Genomic DNA, 17,365 nt, shown 5'->3' with positions numbered 1-17,365 from the left:
ATTGCCTTCCCCATTGACGCCCGTCTTTCTCATGACTGGGGAACCTCAGGACCCAATCGACGATATCCGCGATGACCGACAAACTCGATGGCGTAACGACCTTCGTCCAGGTAGTGGAATCGGGCAGTTTCGCGCTGGCCGCGGAGCGGCTCGACATGACGCGCTCGGCGGTCGGTAAGGCGATCGCGCGGCTCGAGAAGCGGCTCGGCGCGCGGCTGCTGCAGCGCACGACGCGCAGCCAGAGCCTGACCGACGACGGCCAGGCGTACTACGACCGCTGCGTGCGCGCGCTCGCCGAACTGGAAGCGGCGGAAGCCGATCTCGACTGCGGCCGCCACGAGGCGCGCGGCAAGCTGCGGCTGAGCGTGCCGCTCGCGTTCGGGCATCACTGCGTGATGCCCATCGTGCTCGACCTCGCGCACACCTACCCGCATCTGCGGATCGATGTGTCGATCACCGACCGTTTCGTCGATCTCGTCGAGGAAGGCATCGACCTCGCGGTGCGGATCGGCACGCTCGCCGACAGCACGAGCCTCGCGGTGCGGCGGCTCGGCACGCAATACGGCAGCCTCGGCGCGGCGCCGTCGTATCTTGCCCGCTACGGGATGCCGAAGACGCTCGACGACCTGAAGCACCACCGGACGATCGCGTATTCGCGCTCGGGCGTGATTCAGCCGTGGGACCTGCGCGCGCCGGATGGCTCGACGGTGCGCGTCGACATGCCGCACCAGCTGAGTTTCGACGACGTGCAGGCGATCGCGGCGGCCGGTGCATCGGGGTTCGGGATCGCCTGGCTGCCGAGCTGGCTGCTCGACTATTACGTCAAGCGCGGCGAGATGACGGTCGTGCTCGACCGCTGCTTCGTCTGCGAAGGGGACATTCACGCGATCTGGCCGAAAACGCGCTACCTGCCGCGCAAGACGCGCTGCGTGATCGACGCGCTCGCGCAGGCGATTCCGCCGATGATCGAGCGATGAGTTGAAACGTGCGCGCCGCGCGGCGCGGCGGCTACGCGCTCACGCCGGCCGGAAGCACCGCCGGCCCGCATGGAAGGCGGCGCAATACGATCGATGCTCGGTAGCGCCGCGCGGATGGCCTGCGCTCAGCAGGGCGAGTTGCCCACCGCCGCCACGGCCCTGCGACCCCGCCGAGCCACGGCAACGGAGACCGCCCACAGCACGAAGCCGCCCAGCGCCAGCAGGCTGCCGACCCAGCCCGGCGAGGTCCAGCCCTGGCCCGCCGCGATGGCCAGGCCGCCCAGGAAGGGTCCGAGCGCATTGGCCGCGTTGAAGGCGGAGTGGTTCAGTGCCGCGGCCAGGCTCTGCGCGTCCTCGGCCACGTCCATCAGGCGCGTCTGCAGCACGGTGGCAAGAGAGCCGCCGAGGCCGATCAGGAAGACGCTCAGGGAGATGGTCCAGACATTGCCAGCCATCAGCGGGAACAGGGCCAGCATGGCGGCGCTCCACAACAGCAGCACGCCGGCCGTGCGCATCAGCGCGCGGTCGGCGAACAGCGGCACCACCATATTGCCCACGGTCATCCCCAGGCCGAACACGCTCAGCACCAGCGGCGTCGTCGTGGCCGGAATGCGGGTCACTTCGGCGAGGATGTCGGCCAGGTAGGTATAGACCGCGAACAGGCCGCCGAAGCCCACGGCGCCGATGCCCAGGGTCAGCCAGACCTGGGGGCGCGCCAGCGCGCCAAGCTCGCGCAGCGGGCTGGACGCCGGATCGGCCGGCGTGTCAGGCGCGAACAGCCGCACGCAGGTCATGGTCAGCACGCCCAGCAGGGCCACCAGGCCGAAGCTCCAGCGCCAGCCGACCGTCTGGCCCAGCCAGTTGGCCAGCGGCACGCCGATCACGGTGGCACAGGTGAGACCGAGGAAGATGCGACCTACCACCAGCGTGCGCCGGTTGGCCGGCACCAGCGAAGCCGCCGTCAAGGCGGCGATGCCGAAATAGGCGCCGTGCGGCAGCCCGCTGAGGAAGCGGAACAGCAGCATCCAGTGGTAATCGGGGGCAATCGCGCTCAAGGCATTGCCGGCGGCGAACATCGCCATCAGCAGGATCAGCTGGGTGCGGCGGGCGAACCGCGCGCCCAGCACGGCCATGACCGGGGCGCCAACCACCACGCCGAGCGCGTACGCGCTGATGACGTGGCCCGCGGTGGGCGCGTCGATGCCCAGGCTCTGTGCGAACGCGGGCAGCAGGCTCATGGTCGCGAACTCGGTGGTGCCGATGGCAAAGCCGCCCACGGCCAGCGCGAACAGCACCAGCCCGATCCGCTGCTGCGGCCCGGCCTCCCCCTGCGCACGCGTCTGATGATTGCGGGTCACGGGCTGGCCTGCGGCATCGGCGGCGCGGGCTTGGGCTGGGGGCGGCATCTGTTCTACACCTCGTTGGATCAGGGATGTGGCAAGGCCGCCGGTCGGGCGGCCGCCAGGCAGGCGATGCGCGCCGGATCGGGCCGCATCGCGGCTGATCATTATATTGCGATGCAGCAAATCGCGCTGGCGACGCCACGCGCGGGCGGGAGCGGCAGCCAGGACAGCGGCGCCGGTGCCCAGGACAGGAAGGCGGCGGAACGGCCGTGTGAGGACAGCGGGAGGCCCCGAAGATCCTAAGGCGAAACGGGGGCAGGCCATGACAGTCCGACCCCATGCCCGGCAATGCCACCGCGCGGGCCCACCCGCGCGGCGTGACGAAGTCCGCTGCCGCTCAGGCCGCGCCAGCCTCGGCGAGTTGCCGGCGCCGCGCCTCGCCCTGGCGGTTGAACATCCAGCCCGGGTACTCGGCCGGCAAGGCACTGGCCGAGTCGAGCACGGCCAGCTCCTCTGCGCTCAGCGAGATGCCGGTGGCGGCGATATTGTCCTGCAGCTGGTCCGGCCGCTTGGCGCCGATGATCACGCTGGTCACCACCTTCTGGTGCAGCAGCCAGGCCAGCGCGATCTGCGCGACCGAGACATCGCGCACACGCGCCATGCCGCGCATGGCGTCGATGACGTCATAGGCGCGGTCCAGGTTGACCGGCGGGAAATCGAACGTGGTGCGGCGGCTGCCGGCCTCGGCGGTTACGTCGCGGCCATACTTGCCGCTCAGCAGGCCGCCGGCCAGCGGGCTCCAGACCATCAGCCCGACGCCCTCGCTCTGCAGCATCGGCACCAGCTCGCGCTCCAGGTCGCGCCCGGCGACGGTGTAATAGGCCTGCAGCGAGGCAAAGCGGGCCAGGCCGAGTCGTTCTGCAATGCCCAGCGCCTTCATGATCTGCCACGCGGCCCAGTTCGACACGCCGACATAGCGCACGTGGCCCTGTTGCACCAGCGTGTCCAGCGCGCGCAGCGTCTCCTCGATCGGCGTGGCGGGGTCGAAGCCGTGCACCTGGTAGAGATCGATGTGGTCGAGCTGCAGCCGCGCCAGGCTGGCCTTGACGCCGTCCATGATGTGGTAGCGCGACAGCCCGCGCGAATTGGCGCTCTTGCCGGTCTCGCCAAACACCTTGGTGGCGACCACCACGTCCTCGCGCCGCACCTTCAGGTTCTTCAGCGCCTGCCCGGTGATCACTTCCGAGCGGCCTTCGGAGTAGACGTCGGCGGTGTCGATGAAGTTGATGCCGGCTTCGAGCGCGCTTGCCACCAACCGCTCCGCATCGGCCTGCTGGAGATCGCCGATCTGGCTCCAGAGCTGCCCTTCGCCGCCGAAGGTCATGGTGCCCAGGCACAACTCCGAAACGAACAAGCCGGTATTGCCGAGTTTCCTGTAACGCATGGTAAAGACTCCTGGAATGGAAGGTTCGCGCAGGCGGGCGCCTGGCATGGCTGACGGCGGGTGGCGCTATCGCGCCGCACCTTACAGCACCATCGGCACCATCGGCACCCGCCGCATCGCTGGAGAATTATGCAATCCGGCGACCGGTTTTCCACTGCACGATCCTCGCGCTTTCCTGCCCATTCCTACGCAGCCTCCACGCGGCCGGCGGAACCACCGCCCCGCCCTTCGCTGCCCAATGTATCTCGACAGCCATACGGCCGGCAGCAATCCTCCGGCGGGGCGCCGGATCCTCCTGATTTCCTGCCTGATTCTCCAGACTTGCCGCAGACATGGCGCCGGAGAAACAGGCAGTGCCCGGTTCGGCGTTAAGCTAGCGGACAACGACAATCGATAGCGGGGCAGCGCGATGACCACCACCCAGCCGCGGCAGACCGGCCCGCACCCGCGCGGACTCGCGCCGGAGCAGTTCGACCCGCCGCCGATGCCGCCGCGTCGCGAACTGGTCGCCCTGCTGGCCCGCCACACCGGCAGCCTGGAAGGCTCCATCGAGACCGCCGTGCCGGGGCTGCGGATCCACCGCATCATGCACCCCGGCGAGCCCAAGCATGTGATCCAGGCCGCCGCCTTCGCCGTCATCGCCCAGGGCGCCAAGCGCCTGCTGATCGGGGACGAGGCCTACGAGTACGATCCGATGCACTACCTGGTTTCCTCGGTGGACCTGCCCGCGGTTGCCCAGGTCTCCGTGGCGAGCGCCTGCGAGCCCTACCTCGGGCTGCGCCTGGAACTGGACACCGCGGAGATCCGCGCGCTGATCAGCGACGCCACGCTGCAGCCGCCGGAGCGCGGCGAACCCTCGCGTGGGCTGTACGTGCACCCGCTCGACCCCACGCTGCTCGACGTGGTGCTGCGCCTGCTGCGACTGCTCGACAGCCCGCGCGACATCCCCATCCTGGCGCCCATGATCAAGCGCGAGATCCTGTACCGGCTGCTGATGAACGGCCAGGGCGCGCTGCTGCGCCAGACTGCGCTGCACGACAGCCAGGTCAGCAGAGTGTCCAAGGCCATCCGCCTGCTGCGCGAGCACTACGCGCAGCCGCTGCGCGTGGACGCCATCGCACGCGACGTGCACATGAGCGTGTCGTCGCTGCATTTCCATTTCAAGGAGGTGACGGCGATGAGCCCGCTGCAGTACCAGAAGCAGCTGCGCCTGCAGGAAGCGCGCCGGCTGATGCTGACCGGCGACATCAGCGTCGCGCTGGCGGCGCGCGCGGTCGGCTACGAAAGCACCTCGCAGTTCAGCCGCGAGTACAGCCGCCTGTTCGGCGCGCCGCCGCTGCGCGACAAGCGCCGCTGGCAGGAGGAAGGCGAAGCGGCGGCGCCGGTGCGGGACGGCGCCATGGCAGCAGTGGCGCCCTGAAGTGGCGCCCTGAAGTGGCGCCCTGACGCATCAACCGCGCGCCAGCAGCATATCGGAGGCACCAGTACAATGTGGCGGCCCGATTGCGGCACGGCGCGCGACGGGCGCATCAATACCGCAATGGAGACGAAGACAATGCTTTGGAAAGCAGCACCGAGCGTGGCCGAACTACAGGCCAGGCACAAAGACACCGCCGTGACGCATCTCGGCATCGAGTTTCTGGAGATCGGCGAAGACTCGCTGACCGCGCGCATGCCGGTCGACAAGCGCACCGTGCAGCCCTTCGGTATCCTGCACGGCGGCGCATCCGTGCTGCTGGCCGAGACCCTCGGCAGCTGCGCCGCCAGCCTGTGCCTGGACCCGCAGACGCACTATTGCGTCGGCCTGGACATCAACGCGAACCACCTGCGCTCGGTCACCTCGGGCTACGTCATCGGCAAGGCCACGCCCATCCACGTCGGCCGCTCCACCCACGTCTGGTCCATCGACATCCGCAACGAGGAAGGCAAGCCCGTCTGCATCTCGCGCATCACGATGTCCATCCTGACTCGTTGATCCCGCGCTGATCCCGCGCCGGCGCACGCCGGCAAGCCCCCGCGCTCAGCCCGGCCGGTAGGTGGCGCGGAAGGTATGCGCCACCGCCTCCATGCAGGACAGCAGCCGCGCCGCCGCCAAGGTCAGCGGCCGGTCGCGCCGCACCACGATGGAAGCCACGATCTCGGGCAGCGCCTCGCGCAGGCGGATCACCGAGACCGGCTGCTGGCGCAGCTCGAGCGCGAAGGTGGGCTCGGTCACCAGCGCGAGCACGTCCGTCGTCTTCAGCAGCGCCACCGTCGGTGCCAGCGATTGGCAGCGCAGGATGCGCTCCGGCGCCTCGAGCCCCTGGGCGGCAAAGAACTGTGTGAAGCTGCGGTCGAAGTCGTCGCCCGGCTCGCTGGCCAGCATCCACTCCGCCTCGCGCAGCCTGGCCAGCGAACGCGAGCGGGCGAGCGGATGGCCACGGCGCGCGGCCACCAGCAGGCGCATCGGCAGCAGCGCGCGGGGCTCGGCAAAATCCGGCCAGCGCATGCCCGGCACGTTGTTGACCACGGCAAAGTCGGTCTGCCCATCGCGCAATGCATTGAGCGCCGACGACAGCGAGGCCTCGCGAAAGCTGACCGAGGTCTTGCCATCCTCCCGGCGGAAGGCGGCGAACGCCTCCGGAATGAAGGCGCGCGCCACCGCCGAGGAAACGGTTGCCGACACATGGCCGCCCGCGCCGTCGCGCATGGCGAGCAGGTCTTCGCGCGCGCGCCGCATGTCCTCCACGATCTGCCGGGCGCGTACGCGGAACGCCTCGCCGTACTCGGTCAGGCGCGCGCCCGCCACCGAGCGCACCAGCAGCGGCACGCCCAGCATCTTCTCCAGCTCGCGCACGGTGAAGGTCACGGCGGGCTGTGACAGCCCGAGCGCGCGTGCGGCGCCGTGCAGGCTGCCCTGCTCGACGACCGTGAGAAAGACCTGCAGTTGATGGTGTTTCATCGACGCTCCGCCACCATGCCGCCATCCTGGCGGCCGGGACATGGAAAGCTGCAGTGTAGGGGATCGGTGGGCGGGTGAGGCGGGTGATAAGGAAACTTGATCGGCTTCCAGATTTCTTGTCTTGTGCCGCCGGCCGAGTGGCCGGATCATTTCCCGGCAAGGCGCGGGCGCGCCGCGCGCCACCGATGATAACGACAGAAAGGGAGGCAGACCGATGGACGTCGCAGTGCATTTCGCCGAAAGCTATGCCGAGGCAAGAGAGAAGTTCCTGGCCGCCGCGCGCGCCAGGGGCCTGGAAGTCGAGCGGGCCATCCACCCCGACCAGGCCGGCCCCGCGGGCGAAGCGCTGTCGATCGACAGCGCGCTGTTCTCTCCGCCCGGGGCCCGCGCCGTGCTCGTGCTCACCTCGGGCACCCACGGCGTCGAAGGATTCTGCGGATCGGGCTGCCAGGTTGGCCTGCTCGGCGACGACATGCTGTTCGCCAGGCTTGCAGAGGCCGGCGTGGCGCTGCTGATGGTGCACGCGGTCAATCCCTACGGCTTCGCGCATCTGCGGCGCGTCAACGAGGACAATGTCGACCTCAACCGCAACAGCGCGGACTTCGCCACCGCGGCAGACAGCAATCCGGCCTACCTCGAGGTCGACCCGCTGTTGCTGCCGGCCTCGTGGCCGCCGAGCGAGGCCGACCAGGCCGCGCTCAACCAGTACATCGCCACCAAGGGCATGCAGGCCCTGCGCGACGCCATGACCAGCGGCCAGTACCGCGTGCCCGACGGCATGTTCTACGGCGGCACGGCGCCCTGCTGGAGCACCCGCCAGGTCGGCGAGATCCTCGCGCGCCACCTGCCGCGCTACGCCGGCATGGCCTGGATCGACATCCATACCGGACTGGGCCCCTACGGCCACGGCGAGAAGATCTTCGTCGGCAGCGACTCTGACGAACTGGCACGCGCCAGCGCCGCCTGGGGCACCGACGTGCTGCCGATCACGGCGCCTGGCTCGGTCTCCGCGGTAGTGGAAGGCGCGCTAGTGAATATCGCCTACAAGCAGTTCCCCACCATCGAGAAGACCATCCTGGCGCTGGAATTCGGCACGCTCGAATCGATGCAGGTCATGCAGGCGCTGCGGGCGGACCACTGGATGCACCGCCATCCGGACGTGCCCGCGGACACCCGCGCGGAAATCCGCGAAAACCTGCGTGACGCCTTCTACTGCGACACGCCGGACTGGAAGGGCCTGGTCTACGGACAGGCCCGCGTGGCGGTGCTGCAAGCGGTGGGCAGCCTTGCCCGCCACGCCGCCGCGCAGTAGCCGCAGAGCCGATGCCATCCTGGCCGCGCCGTCGGCGGCCGGACGGCTAGGAGGCCGGCTAGGTTTTCCGCCGGAACACCAGGCTGAAGTTGTTGGCCGGCATCGGCACCACTTCCTCCAGCACCAGTCCGGCCGCCTCGCCCAGCGCCACCACGTCCTCCATCTCGCGCACCCCCCATTCCGGGTCGGCCGCGCGCAATTGCGCGTCGAAAGCGGCGTTGCTGGGCGCGGTGTGCGCGCCATCCCGGCGGTAGGGACCGTACAGGAACAGCACGCCGCCTGGCGCCAGCAGGCGTCCCGCGCCGGCGAACAGCGCCTGCGCGGCGGCCCAGGGCGCGATGTGGATCATATTGATGCAGACCACCGCCTGCGCCGCATCGACGCCCCAGGGCGCCTGCAGCACATCCAGTGCCAGCGGCGCACGCACATTGGCCAGGCCGGCATGCGCCGTCCACGCCGCGATGGACTCGCGTGCCGCTTCGTCGGGATCGCTCGGCTGCCAGCTCAGGCCGGGCAGCGCCGCAGCGAAGTGCACGATGTGCTGGCCGGTGCCGCTGGCGATCTCCAGCACCAGGCCGGATGCCGGCAGCACGCGCCGCAGCACGGCCAGGATCGGTTCCCGGTTGCGCTCCGCCGCGGGCGCCACGTGGCGCGCGTCGGGATTGGGCTGGCTGCTGCTCATGGGTTCTCCTGTGGCGATGAGGATGGTCGGGGTGCAGCCGAAAGCCTAACAGGGGCGCCGGATGCCGTACAGCCAGCCGGTCCGGGCCGCTTCGGCCCAGCCTGCAGGGGCGGGGTGGCAAATCAGGTCGGGCCGGCTGAAGCCATCGGCCATTGCCCGCCAAACCCGGCTAAATCACACTCTCGTCAAGAAGCAAGACGCCGGAGCGGGCCGCACCCGCCGAGGCGACAGAGAAAGTTATGGAGACCATCATGCGTGACTACGCCGAGGCCATCGCCGGCTTCAATTTTCAGGATGCCCTCGCCGACCGGATCAGCGGCAACCTCGACGCCATCAACGCCTGCGTCGAATGCTGCAGCCGCCACGCGCTGCCCGGACGCATCGCCTTGTTCTGGGAGAGCCGCGACGGCACCAGCGAAACCTGGACCTTCACCCAGCTCGACCAGCTCTCGGCGCAGTTCGCCAACTTCCTGAAAGACCAGGGCGTCCAGCCGGGCGACCGCGTCGCCGGCCTGTTGCCGCGCACGCCCGAGCTGCTGGTCACCATCCTGGGCACTTGGCGCGCCGGCGCGGTCTACCAGCCGCTGTTCACCGCCTTCGGGCCCAAGGCCATCGAGCACCGGCTGCAAGGCTCAGGTGCGCGCCTGGTGGTAACCGATGGCGCCAACCGCGGCAAGCTCGACGAAGTGGCGGACTGCCCCGCCGTGATGACCGTGGCCGGCGCCAAGGGGCGTGGCCTCACGCGCGGCGACTTCAGCTTCTGGGCCGAGATCGAGCGCCGTCCCGCCACCTTCGCGCCGGTGATGCGCCGCGGCGACGACCCCTTCATGATGATGTTCACCTCCGGCACCACCGGCCCCGCCAAGCCGCTGATGGTACCGCTGAAGGCCATCGCCGCCTTCGTCGGCTATATGCGCGACGCCGTCGACCTGCGCCCCGAAGATGCCTTCTGGAACCTGGCCGACCCGGGCTGGGCCTACGGCCTGTACTACGCCGTGACCGGCCCCCTGGCACTGGGGCACCCCACCACCTTCTACGACGGCCCCTTCAGCGTGGAAAGCACCTGCCGGGTGATCAACAAGTACGGCATCACCAACCTGGCCGGCTCGCCCACCGCCTACCGTCTGCTGATCGCCGCCGGCGAAGCCGCCGCGGGGCCGCTGCGCGGCAAGCTGCGCGCGGTCAGCAGCGCCGGCGAGCCGCTCAATCCCGAGGTGATCCGCTGGTTCGCCAATGCGCTGGGCACCACCATCCACGACCACTATGGCCAGACCGAACTGGGCATGGTCCTGTGCAACCACCACGCCTTGGGACACACCGTACGCATGGGCGCGGCCGGCTTCGCCAGCCCGGGCCACCGTGTGGTGGTGGTCGACGATGAAGGACGCGAGCTGAGCCCGGGCCAGCCCGGCACGCTGGCGATCGACATGGCGCAGTCGCCGATGTGCTGGTTCGCCGGCTACCACGGCACCAAGACCAACGCCTTCGTCGGCCACTACTACCTGACCGGCGACACCGCCGAACTCAACGACGACCACAGCATCAGCTTCATCGGCCGCGCCGACGACGTAATCACGACGTCCGGCTACCGGGTCGGCCCCTTCGATGTGGAAAGCGCGCTGATAGAGCACCCGGCGGTCATCGAAACGGCGGTGATCGGCAAGCCCGATCCCGAGCGCACCGAGCTGATCAAGGCCTTCGTGGTACTCGCCCCGGCCTACCAGCCCACCCCGGAACTGGCCGAGGAACTGCGCCTGCACGTGCGCCGGCGCCTGGCCGCGCATGCCTATCCGCGCGAAATCGCCTTTGTCGACGAACTGCCGAAGACGCCGAGCGGCAAGGTGCAGCGCTTCATCCTGCGCAACCAGGAAGTGGCGAAGGTGAAGGAGGCGCAGGCCTGAGCTGCCTGCCCGCCCCCGGCCGCGCCCGTCCTGCGCGGCGCGGTGCGGGCGCCCTGGCGTCTGCCATACTGTGCTCCCGGCCCGAGTGGCCGCTGCAGGATCGACAGGCATGGCCGAGCAGGACAAGACACAGCACGCACGGCGCGACGGCGACGCGCCGCCCGGGACACCCCGCGCGCGCCTGCCGCTGCCCACGCTGCTGAACCGGATCGCCATGGCCGTGCTTGCCGCCGGCCTGCTGGCTGCCGCGCTGATCTTCGTCTTCGCCGCCCCCGCTGCACCCGATCTGCTCGAGAACGACGCTGCGCGCCGCCAGTACGAATTCGAGCTGGAGAAGATCGGCGGCAAGGCGGCGGTCCTGGCGGCGGATGTCACTAACTGGTTCGGCAGCCTCTGGCATGGACGCACGCTGGCGTGGACGGTGGCGGTGCTGAGCCTGGTGATCGCGGCGGGTTGCGCCTGGCTGGCGCGGGAGATAGCGCTGCATGGGGGCGGCGGGCCGGACGATCCGCACGACTGAGGGCGGCAGCGGCTCCCGGCTGCTGGATGTCCGAGCCGCGGCGGGCCCGCGGACACCTCATTGTGCGACGTACTGCGTCCCTGGCCGGATCGCCGCTAAGCCACGATTGTCGGGCCAGCCGTCTACTATATTCGAGTGACGGCTGGATGCATGGCCTCCACGGCGTGCTGCATCCTGCGCACGATGGCACGCACAGTATGCAGCGACCGCGAAGGAGGCCTCTATGACACGACGCTTCGACGCCATCATCATCGGCACCGGACAATCCGGCCCGCCGCTCGCCGCACGGCTGTCCGGCGCGGGCATGAAGGTGGCCATCATCGAGCGGGCGCGCTTCGGCGGCACCTGCGTGAACAACGGCTGCATCCCCACCAAGACGCTGATCGCCAGTGCCTACGCGGCCCACCTGGCCCGGCGGGCCGGCGAGTATGGCGTGGTCATCGGCGCACTGGTCACGGTCGACATGAAGCAGGTGAAGGCACGCAAGGACACGATCGCGGGGCGCTCCAGCCGTGGCGTCGAACAGTGGGTCCGCGGCCTGGAGAACGGCACGGTCTTCCAGGGCCACGCGCGCTTCGAGAGCGCGCACACCGTGCGGGTCGATGACGAACGGCTGGAGGCCGAGCGGATCTTTATCAATGTCGGCGGACGCGCGCTGGCGCCGCCGATGCCCGGCCTCGATCAGGTGCCCTATCTCACCAACGAGAGCATGATGGACGTGGACTTCCTGCCGGAGCACCTGATCGTCGTCGGCGGCAGCTACGTGGGGCTCGAGTTCGGCCAGATGTACCGGCGCTTCGGGTCGCGGGTGACGGTCGTCGAGAAGGGTCCGCGCCTGGTCCAGCGCGAGGATGAGGACGTGTCGCAAGCGGTGCGGGAAATCCTGGAAGCCGAGGGGATCGACGTGCAGCTCGATGCCAACTGCTTGAGCGCGCGGCCCGGCGCGGGCAATGTGATCGTCGGATTGGATTGTGCCGAGGGCCCCCGCGAAGTAGCGGGCTCCCATCTGCTGCTTGCCGTCGGGCGCGTGCCGAACACCGACGATCTCGGCCTCGACAAGGCCGGGGTCGAGACCGATGCGCGTGGCTACATCAAGGTGGACGAACAGTTGCGCACCAATGTCCCCGGCATCTGGGCGCTGGGCGACTGCAACGGCCGCGGCGCATTCACCCATACGTCATACAACGACTTTGAGATCGTGGCGGCAAATCTCCTCGACAAGGATCCGCGCAAGGTGTCGGACCGCATCGTGACCTACGCCATGTTCATCGACCCGCCCCTTGGCCGCGCCGGCATGACGCAGGCGGAGGCGATTCAATCGGGGCGCAGGCTGCTGGTCGGAACGCGCCCGATGAGCAGAGTCGGGCGCGCCGTCGAGAAGGGCGAGAGCCAGGGATTCATGAAGGTGATCGTCGACGCGGACAGCGGGGCGATTCTGGGTGCCACCATCCTGGGCGTGACGGGCGACGAAGTCGTGCATTCGCTTCTCGATGTGATGTACGCGAAGGCGCCCTATACGACGATCAGCCGTGCGATGCACATCCATCCGACCGTGTCGGAGCTGGTGCCGACGCTGCTCCAGGAGCTGCGGCCGCTGCCGTAGCAGCCGGAACTGCCGCGGAAGCGCCGGCCGCTTCCGGACACCCCCTGCGCTAAGGTATGCTGTCGCCTTCCGAACGGTCTTCTCCCGAGGGGAACATGCGGCGCGTCGTATTCAATCAGAAGGGCGGGGTCGGCAAGTCGACCATCGTATGCAATCTGGCGGCCATCAGTGCCACTGAAGGCCTGCGCACCCTGGTCATCGATCTGGATGCCCAGGGAAATTCGACCCAGTATCTGCTTGGCGCGCAAGCCGGCGAGGCCAGCCCGACCGTGGCGGATTTCTTCGAGGCGTCGCTGACCTACAGCTTCAAGCCGGTCGATCTGACGTCCTATATCCACGCGACGCCGTTCGAGAACCTCGATGTCATGCCGGCGCACCCCGATCTGGATTCGCTGCACGGCAAGCTCGAATCCCGCTACAAGATCTTCAAGCTGCGCGACGCCCTGCTGGAGCTGGAGGCAGTCTATGATGCGATCTACATCGACACACCGCCGGCGCTGAATTTCTATACCCGCTCCGCGCTGATCGCCGTGCAGCGCTGCCTGATCCCGTTCGATTGCGATGACTTCTCGCGCCGCGCCCTCTACACACTGCTCGACAACGTGAGGGAAATCCAGCAGGACCACAACGATGCGCTGGAGGTCGAGGGGATCGTGATCAACCAGTTCCAGCCCCGAGCCAGCCTGCCGCAGAAGCTGGTCGACGAACTGGTGAGCGAGGGCCTGCCCGTGCTGGACTCGCGGCTGTCTTCGTCGGTGAAGATCCGCGAATCGCACCAGCACGCCACCCCCATGATCCACCTGGATCCGCGCCACAAGCTGGCCCAGGAATACCTGGCCCTGCATCGCGAGCTGGCAGGCTAGCGCATTGCCGAAGCGCGCTGCTCCGAAGCGGTGGCGCGCCCCGAACAGCGAAACGGCCGGGCTGCGAGCCCGGCCGTTTCCTTTTGCGCGCCAGCACGCGGGCAGACTCTTCAGGCTTCGATCTGCTCCAGCACCTGCCCCTTGGTCTCGATGCCGAGGAAATGCACCGCCACCGCCGTCAGCAGCGGCACCAGCGCGAGCGCCAGGAAGGCATGGTCGAGCTTGCCGTTGCCGATGGTGCCGGCCACCAGCGACGGTGCCACGATGGCACCGATCTTGAGCCAGGCACCGCCGAAGCCGCAGGCGGTGGCGCGGATGCTGGTGGGGTAGAGCTCCGGCGTGTAGACGTAGGCGGTGATGAAGCCGCTAGCCAGCAGGCCCATGGCCAGCGCGCAGAAGGTAGCGACCACATAGAGCGAGCTGTCGTGGAAGACGCCCGCCAGTGCCAGCGACAATGCGCACAGCACGAAGGACACAATGATCACCGGCTTGCGTCCCACCTTGTCCACCAGCATGGCGCAGGCCAGCGAGCCCAGCACGCCCAGCACCGAGGCGGCGGCGGCCAGGTTCAGCGCCAGTTGAAGCGGCGCATGGTAGACGGTCTTGTAGATCGTGGGCAGCCAGGTGGAGAGGCCGTACTGGATGAAGCCGCAGGTGGCCCACAGCATCCAGACCGCGAGGGTGCGCCCGCGGTAGGCGCGGCCCAGCAGGTCCTTGACGCTGCGGCGCGGGTGCTTGCGCATCAGCGTGTCGTAGTCGCGGCTGCCGTCCAGCGGCGGCAGCGGCGCCTTGGCGCGCGCCTCGAAGGCGCGCAGCGCGGCATCGGCCTCGGCCAGGCGGCCGCGTTCGGCCAGCCAGCGCGGCGACTCGGGCACCGCGCGGCGCAGGATGAAGAGCAGCACCACCGGCGCGCCACCGATGAAGTACATGATCTCCCAGCCGAAGTGCGGCACCAGCCAGGCACCCACGGCGTTGGAAACCAGCAGGCCGATCGGGAACACCACCTCGTACAGCAGCACGAAGCGCCCGCGCCCGTGGGCGCGCGTCACCTCGTTGATATAGGTGGCGGCCACCGGCAGCTCGCCGCCCAGCCCCACGCCTTGCACGATGCGCAGCACGGCGAAGATCTCGAAGGAGGTGGCGAAGCCGCAGGCGATGCTCATCAGGCCGATGATGCCCGCGCTCCAGGCGACGGTGCGCAAGCGGCCGACGCGCTCGGCCAGCGCGGGAAACAGCAGCGTGCCGATGAGCTGGCCGAAGGCCGGCGCGCCGATCAGGAAGGCGACCTGCCCGGGTGTGAGCGACCACTTGGCGATCAGCAGGGGCAGCGTGGCGGCGATGACGATGACGTCGAAGCCGTCGAAGAAGGTGGCCAGGCCGATCAGCAGGCGCGCGCGCACATGCATGGCATTGCCGGGCATGCGCTCGATGCGCGCGACGATCTGGCCGGGCGTGGTTTCGCCGGCTACCGCGGCGGCCTCATGCGATTGGCTGGAGGACGGGGCGGGCACGCTGGCGCCGGGGGCGCTCAGGGGGGCGGTTTCTTGTCTCTGGATCAACACGCTATGCCTTTTCGTGGTCTCAGCCGGGCGGCGTGGCAGAAAGGCCGGCGCCCGGCGATTGGCGTGGCGGCGCGCGCTATCGGCGATTTGCCTGCGCCTTGCCTTGTGGTCTGACACCGCCACGCCGGATATCCGTTCAATCGGATGGTGCCGCCGGCACGCGGCCAGCGGCGTCTGTCTTGCCCCGGGGACGGGCGCCCCGGGGCGGCCCGCACCCCTACAGGTCGAGTACGAGCCGCGCCCCCTTGCAGCCCGAGACGCAGACCATCATGGTCTTGCCGGACTCGCGCTCGCTCTTGCTCAGCACGCTGTCGCGATGTTCGGGCAGGCCTTCGAGCACGCGGGTCTCGCAGGAACCGCACACGCCCTCGCGGCAGCTATGGTCCACCTCCACGCCCACTTCCAGCAGCGCGTCGAGCAGGGACTTGCCGGCCGGCACCGTCAGCCGCTTGCCGCATTGCGCCAGCTCGACGGTGTATTCGCCCTCCTGCACGGCGGAAACGGCGGGATCGGCGGCGAAGCGCTCGATATGCACGTTCTGGTAGCCGAGGCTGGCGCAGGCGGACTCGAAGGCCTGCAGCATCGGGCCCGGGCCGCAGCAGTAGAAGTGGGTGTCCGGCGTGTGCCCGGCCAGCCTGGCCGCCAGGTCGGGCGCCCCGCCCTGCTCTTCGTCGAGATGCAGGCGCAGCGCGTCGCCATACTGTTCCAGCTCATCGAGAAACGCCGCCTCGGCGCGCGAGCGCGCGCAGTACAGCAGCTCGAAGGAGCGGCCGAGCTGCGCCAGCCGCCTGGCCATGCAGGCGATCGGCGTGATGCCGATGCCGCCGGCCACCAGCACGGTGTGGGCAGCGCTCTCGTCCAGCGCGAAGTGGTTGCGCGGCGCGGTCACGGGCAGCGTGGCACCCACGCGCAGCTGCTCGTGCACGTAGCGCGAGCCGCCGCGGCTGGCACGGTCGTTCAGCACGCCGACCACGTAGCGGTCGCGCTGTTCGGGCGCGCCGCACAGCGAGTAGCTGCGCACCAGCCCGTTGCCCAGGTGCAGGTCAATATGCGCGCCGGGCGCGTAGGCTGGCAATTCTCCGCCTTCGGCTGCGCGCAGTTCCACGCTGATGACGCCGCGCGCCTCGTAGCGCATGGCCTGCACGCGCATCGTCAAGGTCTGGCTGGTACTCATGACTGTCTTCCTTCCTGCTGCTGTCTTCTATTGCTGCTGTCTCATTGCCGCCGCCTACCCACTGCGGGGCCGTTCAGCGCTTTTCCGTGAGGAACTTGCCTTCCGGGCCGCCGGCGTTCTTCTGCCGGCGCGTGTTGCCGTCCAGCCCGCCTTCGATCGCCCATTCGGCGAAGCGGGTCGGGCCCGGCTCGAACTCGCGCGGCTCCCAGCGCGCATCGAGCTGGTCTTCGTCGGCGTAATACTCGATCAGGCCGCCGGCCGGGTTCTTGAAGTACCAGAAGTAGGCCGACGAGATCGGATGCCGGCCCGGGCCGAGCTGGGTCTCCCAGCCGCAGCGCGAGACGTGCAGGCCGCCGCCGAACACTTCGTGGATGTCGCGCACGGTGAAGGCGACGTGGTTCAGCCCTCTCTTGCCCTGCGGCAGCTGCAGCAGGAACAGGTCGTGGTGGCCGCCCTCGGGCGCACAGCGCAGGAAGGCGCCGCGCGCGGGATAGCGGTCGGACGGCACGAAGCCCAGCTTCTCGGTATAGAAGCGCTCGGTGGCCGCCACGTCCTTGACGAAGAACACCACGTGGCCGACTTCCACAGGCTGCGCGCGCTCGTAGATGGGCGCGGGCTGGTTCAGGCGCGGCTTCTCGTTCCAGGTGTTCATGCGCGCGCATTCCACCTGCACCTCGCGCTTGCGGGTGAGCTGGAAGCGCACGGCCAGGCCGTTGGGATCGGTGCAGCCGATGCGCCCGCCGGCTTCGATGAAACCGGCCTCGCCGCGCATGGCCTCGGCCAGGCGCGCCAGCACCGCCGGCGTGTCCACGCCCCACACCACTTCGCGCAGGGTCGGACCGTCCTCGATGGCCGGCGGCAGCGCGGGGTCATCGGTGCGGCGCACCAGCACACGGCAGCCGTTCAGGGTTTCGAAGTCGAGGCCGGCGGCATCCTCGCGCAGCAGGGACAGGCCCCAGTCGGCGAAGAAGCGCTTGCAGGCGTCCAGGTCGTCGGCACCGTAGACGATTTCGTCAATGCCCAGGATCGTGTTCATCTTGCTG

Annotated in this window: 15 protein-coding genes; 8 read left to right on the top strand and 7 right to left on the bottom strand. The window is 69.1% G+C overall.

Annotation, left to right across the window (positions count from 1 at the left end; genetic code table 11):
* Positions 1-71: 71 nt before the first annotated feature.
* Positions 72-977: a LysR family transcriptional regulator gene (locus AC1Z3O_RS20680; RefSeq protein WP_483517757.1), complete on the top strand. Its 906-nt coding sequence runs from the start codon at positions 72-74 to the stop codon at positions 975-977.
* A 125-nt stretch (positions 978-1,102) separates the two neighbouring features.
* On the opposite strand, the gene AC1Z3O_RS20675 is transcribed toward AC1Z3O_RS20680, so the two are convergent.
* Both AC1Z3O_RS20675 and AC1Z3O_RS20670 read right to left on the bottom strand, forming a co-directional pair.
* Positions 1,103-2,335: an MFS transporter gene (locus AC1Z3O_RS20675; RefSeq protein ID WP_483517756.1), complete on the bottom strand. Its 1,233-nt coding sequence runs from the start codon at positions 2,333-2,335 to the stop codon at positions 1,103-1,105.
* Positions 2,336-2,717: 382 nt separating this feature from the next.
* On the bottom strand, positions 2,718-3,764 hold the full coding sequence (locus AC1Z3O_RS20670) for an aldo/keto reductase (protein ID WP_483517755.1): 1,047 nt from the start codon (positions 3,762-3,764) through the stop codon (positions 2,718-2,720).
* A 484-nt stretch (positions 3,765-4,248) separates the two neighbouring features.
* Here AC1Z3O_RS20670 and AC1Z3O_RS20665 point away from each other — a divergent pair, with 484 nt between their 5' ends.
* Complete coding sequence (locus AC1Z3O_RS20665) at positions 4,249-5,184, top strand: AraC family transcriptional regulator (RefSeq protein WP_483521869.1); 936 nt, start codon at positions 4,249-4,251, stop codon at positions 5,182-5,184.
* Between the two features lie 135 nt (positions 5,185-5,319).
* The gene (locus tag AC1Z3O_RS20660; protein ID WP_483517754.1) at positions 5,320-5,739 is read left to right on the top strand and encodes a hotdog fold thioesterase; all 420 of its coding nucleotides are present in this window, start codon (positions 5,320-5,322) and stop codon (positions 5,737-5,739) included.
* A gap of 45 nt (positions 5,740-5,784) precedes the next feature.
* On the opposite strand, the gene AC1Z3O_RS20655 is transcribed toward AC1Z3O_RS20660, so the two are convergent.
* On the bottom strand, positions 5,785-6,705 hold the full coding sequence (locus tag AC1Z3O_RS20655; protein ID WP_483517753.1) for a LysR substrate-binding domain-containing protein: 921 nt from the start codon (positions 6,703-6,705) through the stop codon (positions 5,785-5,787).
* Between the two features lie 214 nt (positions 6,706-6,919).
* Between AC1Z3O_RS20655 and AC1Z3O_RS20650 the strand changes: the two genes are divergently transcribed.
* Positions 6,920-8,017 (top strand): M14 family metallopeptidase, encoded by a 1,098-nt coding sequence (locus tag AC1Z3O_RS20650; protein ID WP_483517752.1) that lies wholly within the window; start codon positions 6,920-6,922, stop codon positions 8,015-8,017.
* 58 nt (positions 8,018-8,075) lie between these two features.
* Here the strand turns inward: AC1Z3O_RS20650 and AC1Z3O_RS20645 are convergent, their stop codons facing one another.
* A complete protein-coding gene (locus tag AC1Z3O_RS20645; protein ID WP_483517751.1) occupies positions 8,076-8,699 on the bottom strand; it encodes a DUF938 domain-containing protein in 624 nt (207 codons plus the stop codon).
* 251 nt (positions 8,700-8,950) lie between these two features.
* Here AC1Z3O_RS20645 and AC1Z3O_RS20640 point away from each other — a divergent pair, with 251 nt between their 5' ends.
* The 4 genes from AC1Z3O_RS20640 to AC1Z3O_RS20625 all read left to right on the top strand — a co-directional run bounded on the left by AC1Z3O_RS20640 (position 8,951) and on the right by AC1Z3O_RS20625 (position 13,586).
* Positions 8,951-10,600 (top strand): acyl-CoA synthetase, encoded by a 1,650-nt coding sequence (locus AC1Z3O_RS20640; RefSeq protein WP_483517750.1) that lies wholly within the window; start codon positions 8,951-8,953, stop codon positions 10,598-10,600.
* A 109-nt stretch (positions 10,601-10,709) separates the two neighbouring features.
* Positions 10,710-11,120 carry a hypothetical protein gene (locus tag AC1Z3O_RS20635; protein WP_483517749.1) on the top strand — a complete coding sequence of 137 codons (411 nt, stop codon included), beginning with the start codon at positions 10,710-10,712 and terminating at the stop codon, positions 11,118-11,120.
* A gap of 223 nt (positions 11,121-11,343) precedes the next feature.
* Positions 11,344-12,723: an FAD-containing oxidoreductase gene (locus AC1Z3O_RS20630; protein WP_483517748.1), complete on the top strand. Its 1,380-nt coding sequence runs from the start codon at positions 11,344-11,346 to the stop codon at positions 12,721-12,723.
* A 95-nt stretch (positions 12,724-12,818) separates the two neighbouring features.
* Complete coding sequence (locus tag AC1Z3O_RS20625) at positions 12,819-13,586, top strand: ParA family protein (RefSeq protein WP_483517747.1); 768 nt, start codon at positions 12,819-12,821, stop codon at positions 13,584-13,586.
* A gap of 110 nt (positions 13,587-13,696) precedes the next feature.
* Here AC1Z3O_RS20625 and AC1Z3O_RS20620 read toward each other — a convergent pair whose 3' ends face one another.
* The 3 genes from AC1Z3O_RS20620 to AC1Z3O_RS20610 form a co-directional block, all read right to left on the bottom strand.
* Positions 13,697-15,007, bottom strand: coding sequence for an MFS transporter (locus tag AC1Z3O_RS20620; RefSeq protein WP_483521867.1), 1,311 nt, complete (start codon positions 15,005-15,007; stop codon positions 13,697-13,699).
* A gap of 358 nt (positions 15,008-15,365) precedes the next feature.
* Positions 15,366-16,322, bottom strand: coding sequence for a PDR/VanB family oxidoreductase (locus tag AC1Z3O_RS20615; protein ID WP_483517746.1), 957 nt, complete (start codon positions 16,320-16,322; stop codon positions 15,366-15,368).
* Positions 16,323-16,395: 73 nt separating this feature from the next.
* Entirely contained in the window at positions 16,396-17,358 is a 963-nt protein-coding gene (locus tag AC1Z3O_RS20610; RefSeq protein WP_483517745.1) for a VOC family protein, read from the bottom strand.
* Between the last annotated feature and the right edge of the window lie 7 nt (positions 17,359-17,365).

It is taken from the genome of Cupriavidus sp. 09_S30 (assembly GCF_056930435.1).
Note: the sequence above shows the minus strand (reverse complement) of the source record. Positions and strands in the feature narration are given on the sequence as shown.

Bases quoted from the DNA above. Each gene is read 5' to 3' on its own strand.
- AC1Z3O_RS20680 (WP_483517757.1), top strand. From the start codon at position 72: ATGACCGACAAACTCGATGGCGTAACGACCTTCGTCCAGGTAGTGGAA.
- AC1Z3O_RS20670 (WP_483517755.1), bottom strand. From the start codon at position 3,764: ATGCGTTACAGGAAACTCGGCAATACCGGCTTGTTCGTTTCGGAGTTG.
- AC1Z3O_RS20665 (WP_483521869.1), top strand. From the start codon at position 4,249: ATGCCGCCGCGTCGCGAACTGGTCGCCCTGCTGGCCCGCCACACCGGC.
- AC1Z3O_RS20660 (WP_483517754.1), top strand. From the start codon at position 5,320: ATGCTTTGGAAAGCAGCACCGAGCGTGGCCGAACTACAGGCCAGGCAC.
- AC1Z3O_RS20655 (WP_483517753.1), bottom strand. From the start codon at position 6,705: ATGAAACACCATCAACTGCAGGTCTTTCTCACGGTCGTCGAGCAGGGC.
- AC1Z3O_RS20650 (WP_483517752.1), top strand. From the start codon at position 6,920: ATGGACGTCGCAGTGCATTTCGCCGAAAGCTATGCCGAGGCAAGAGAG.
- AC1Z3O_RS20645 (WP_483517751.1), bottom strand. From the start codon at position 8,699: ATGAGCAGCAGCCAGCCCAATCCCGACGCGCGCCACGTGGCGCCCGCG.
- AC1Z3O_RS20640 (WP_483517750.1), top strand. From the start codon at position 8,951: ATGCGTGACTACGCCGAGGCCATCGCCGGCTTCAATTTTCAGGATGCC.
- AC1Z3O_RS20635 (WP_483517749.1), top strand. From the start codon at position 10,710: ATGGCCGAGCAGGACAAGACACAGCACGCACGGCGCGACGGCGACGCG.
- AC1Z3O_RS20630 (WP_483517748.1), top strand. From the start codon at position 11,344: ATGACACGACGCTTCGACGCCATCATCATCGGCACCGGACAATCCGGC.
- AC1Z3O_RS20625 (WP_483517747.1), top strand. From the start codon at position 12,819: ATGCGGCGCGTCGTATTCAATCAGAAGGGCGGGGTCGGCAAGTCGACC.
- AC1Z3O_RS20620 (WP_483521867.1), bottom strand. From the start codon at position 15,007: ATGCCCGGCAATGCCATGCATGTGCGCGCGCGCCTGCTGATCGGCCTG.
- AC1Z3O_RS20615 (WP_483517746.1), bottom strand. From the start codon at position 16,322: ATGAGTACCAGCCAGACCTTGACGATGCGCGTGCAGGCCATGCGCTAC.
- AC1Z3O_RS20610 (WP_483517745.1), bottom strand. From the start codon at position 17,358: ATGAACACGATCCTGGGCATTGACGAAATCGTCTACGGTGCCGACGAC.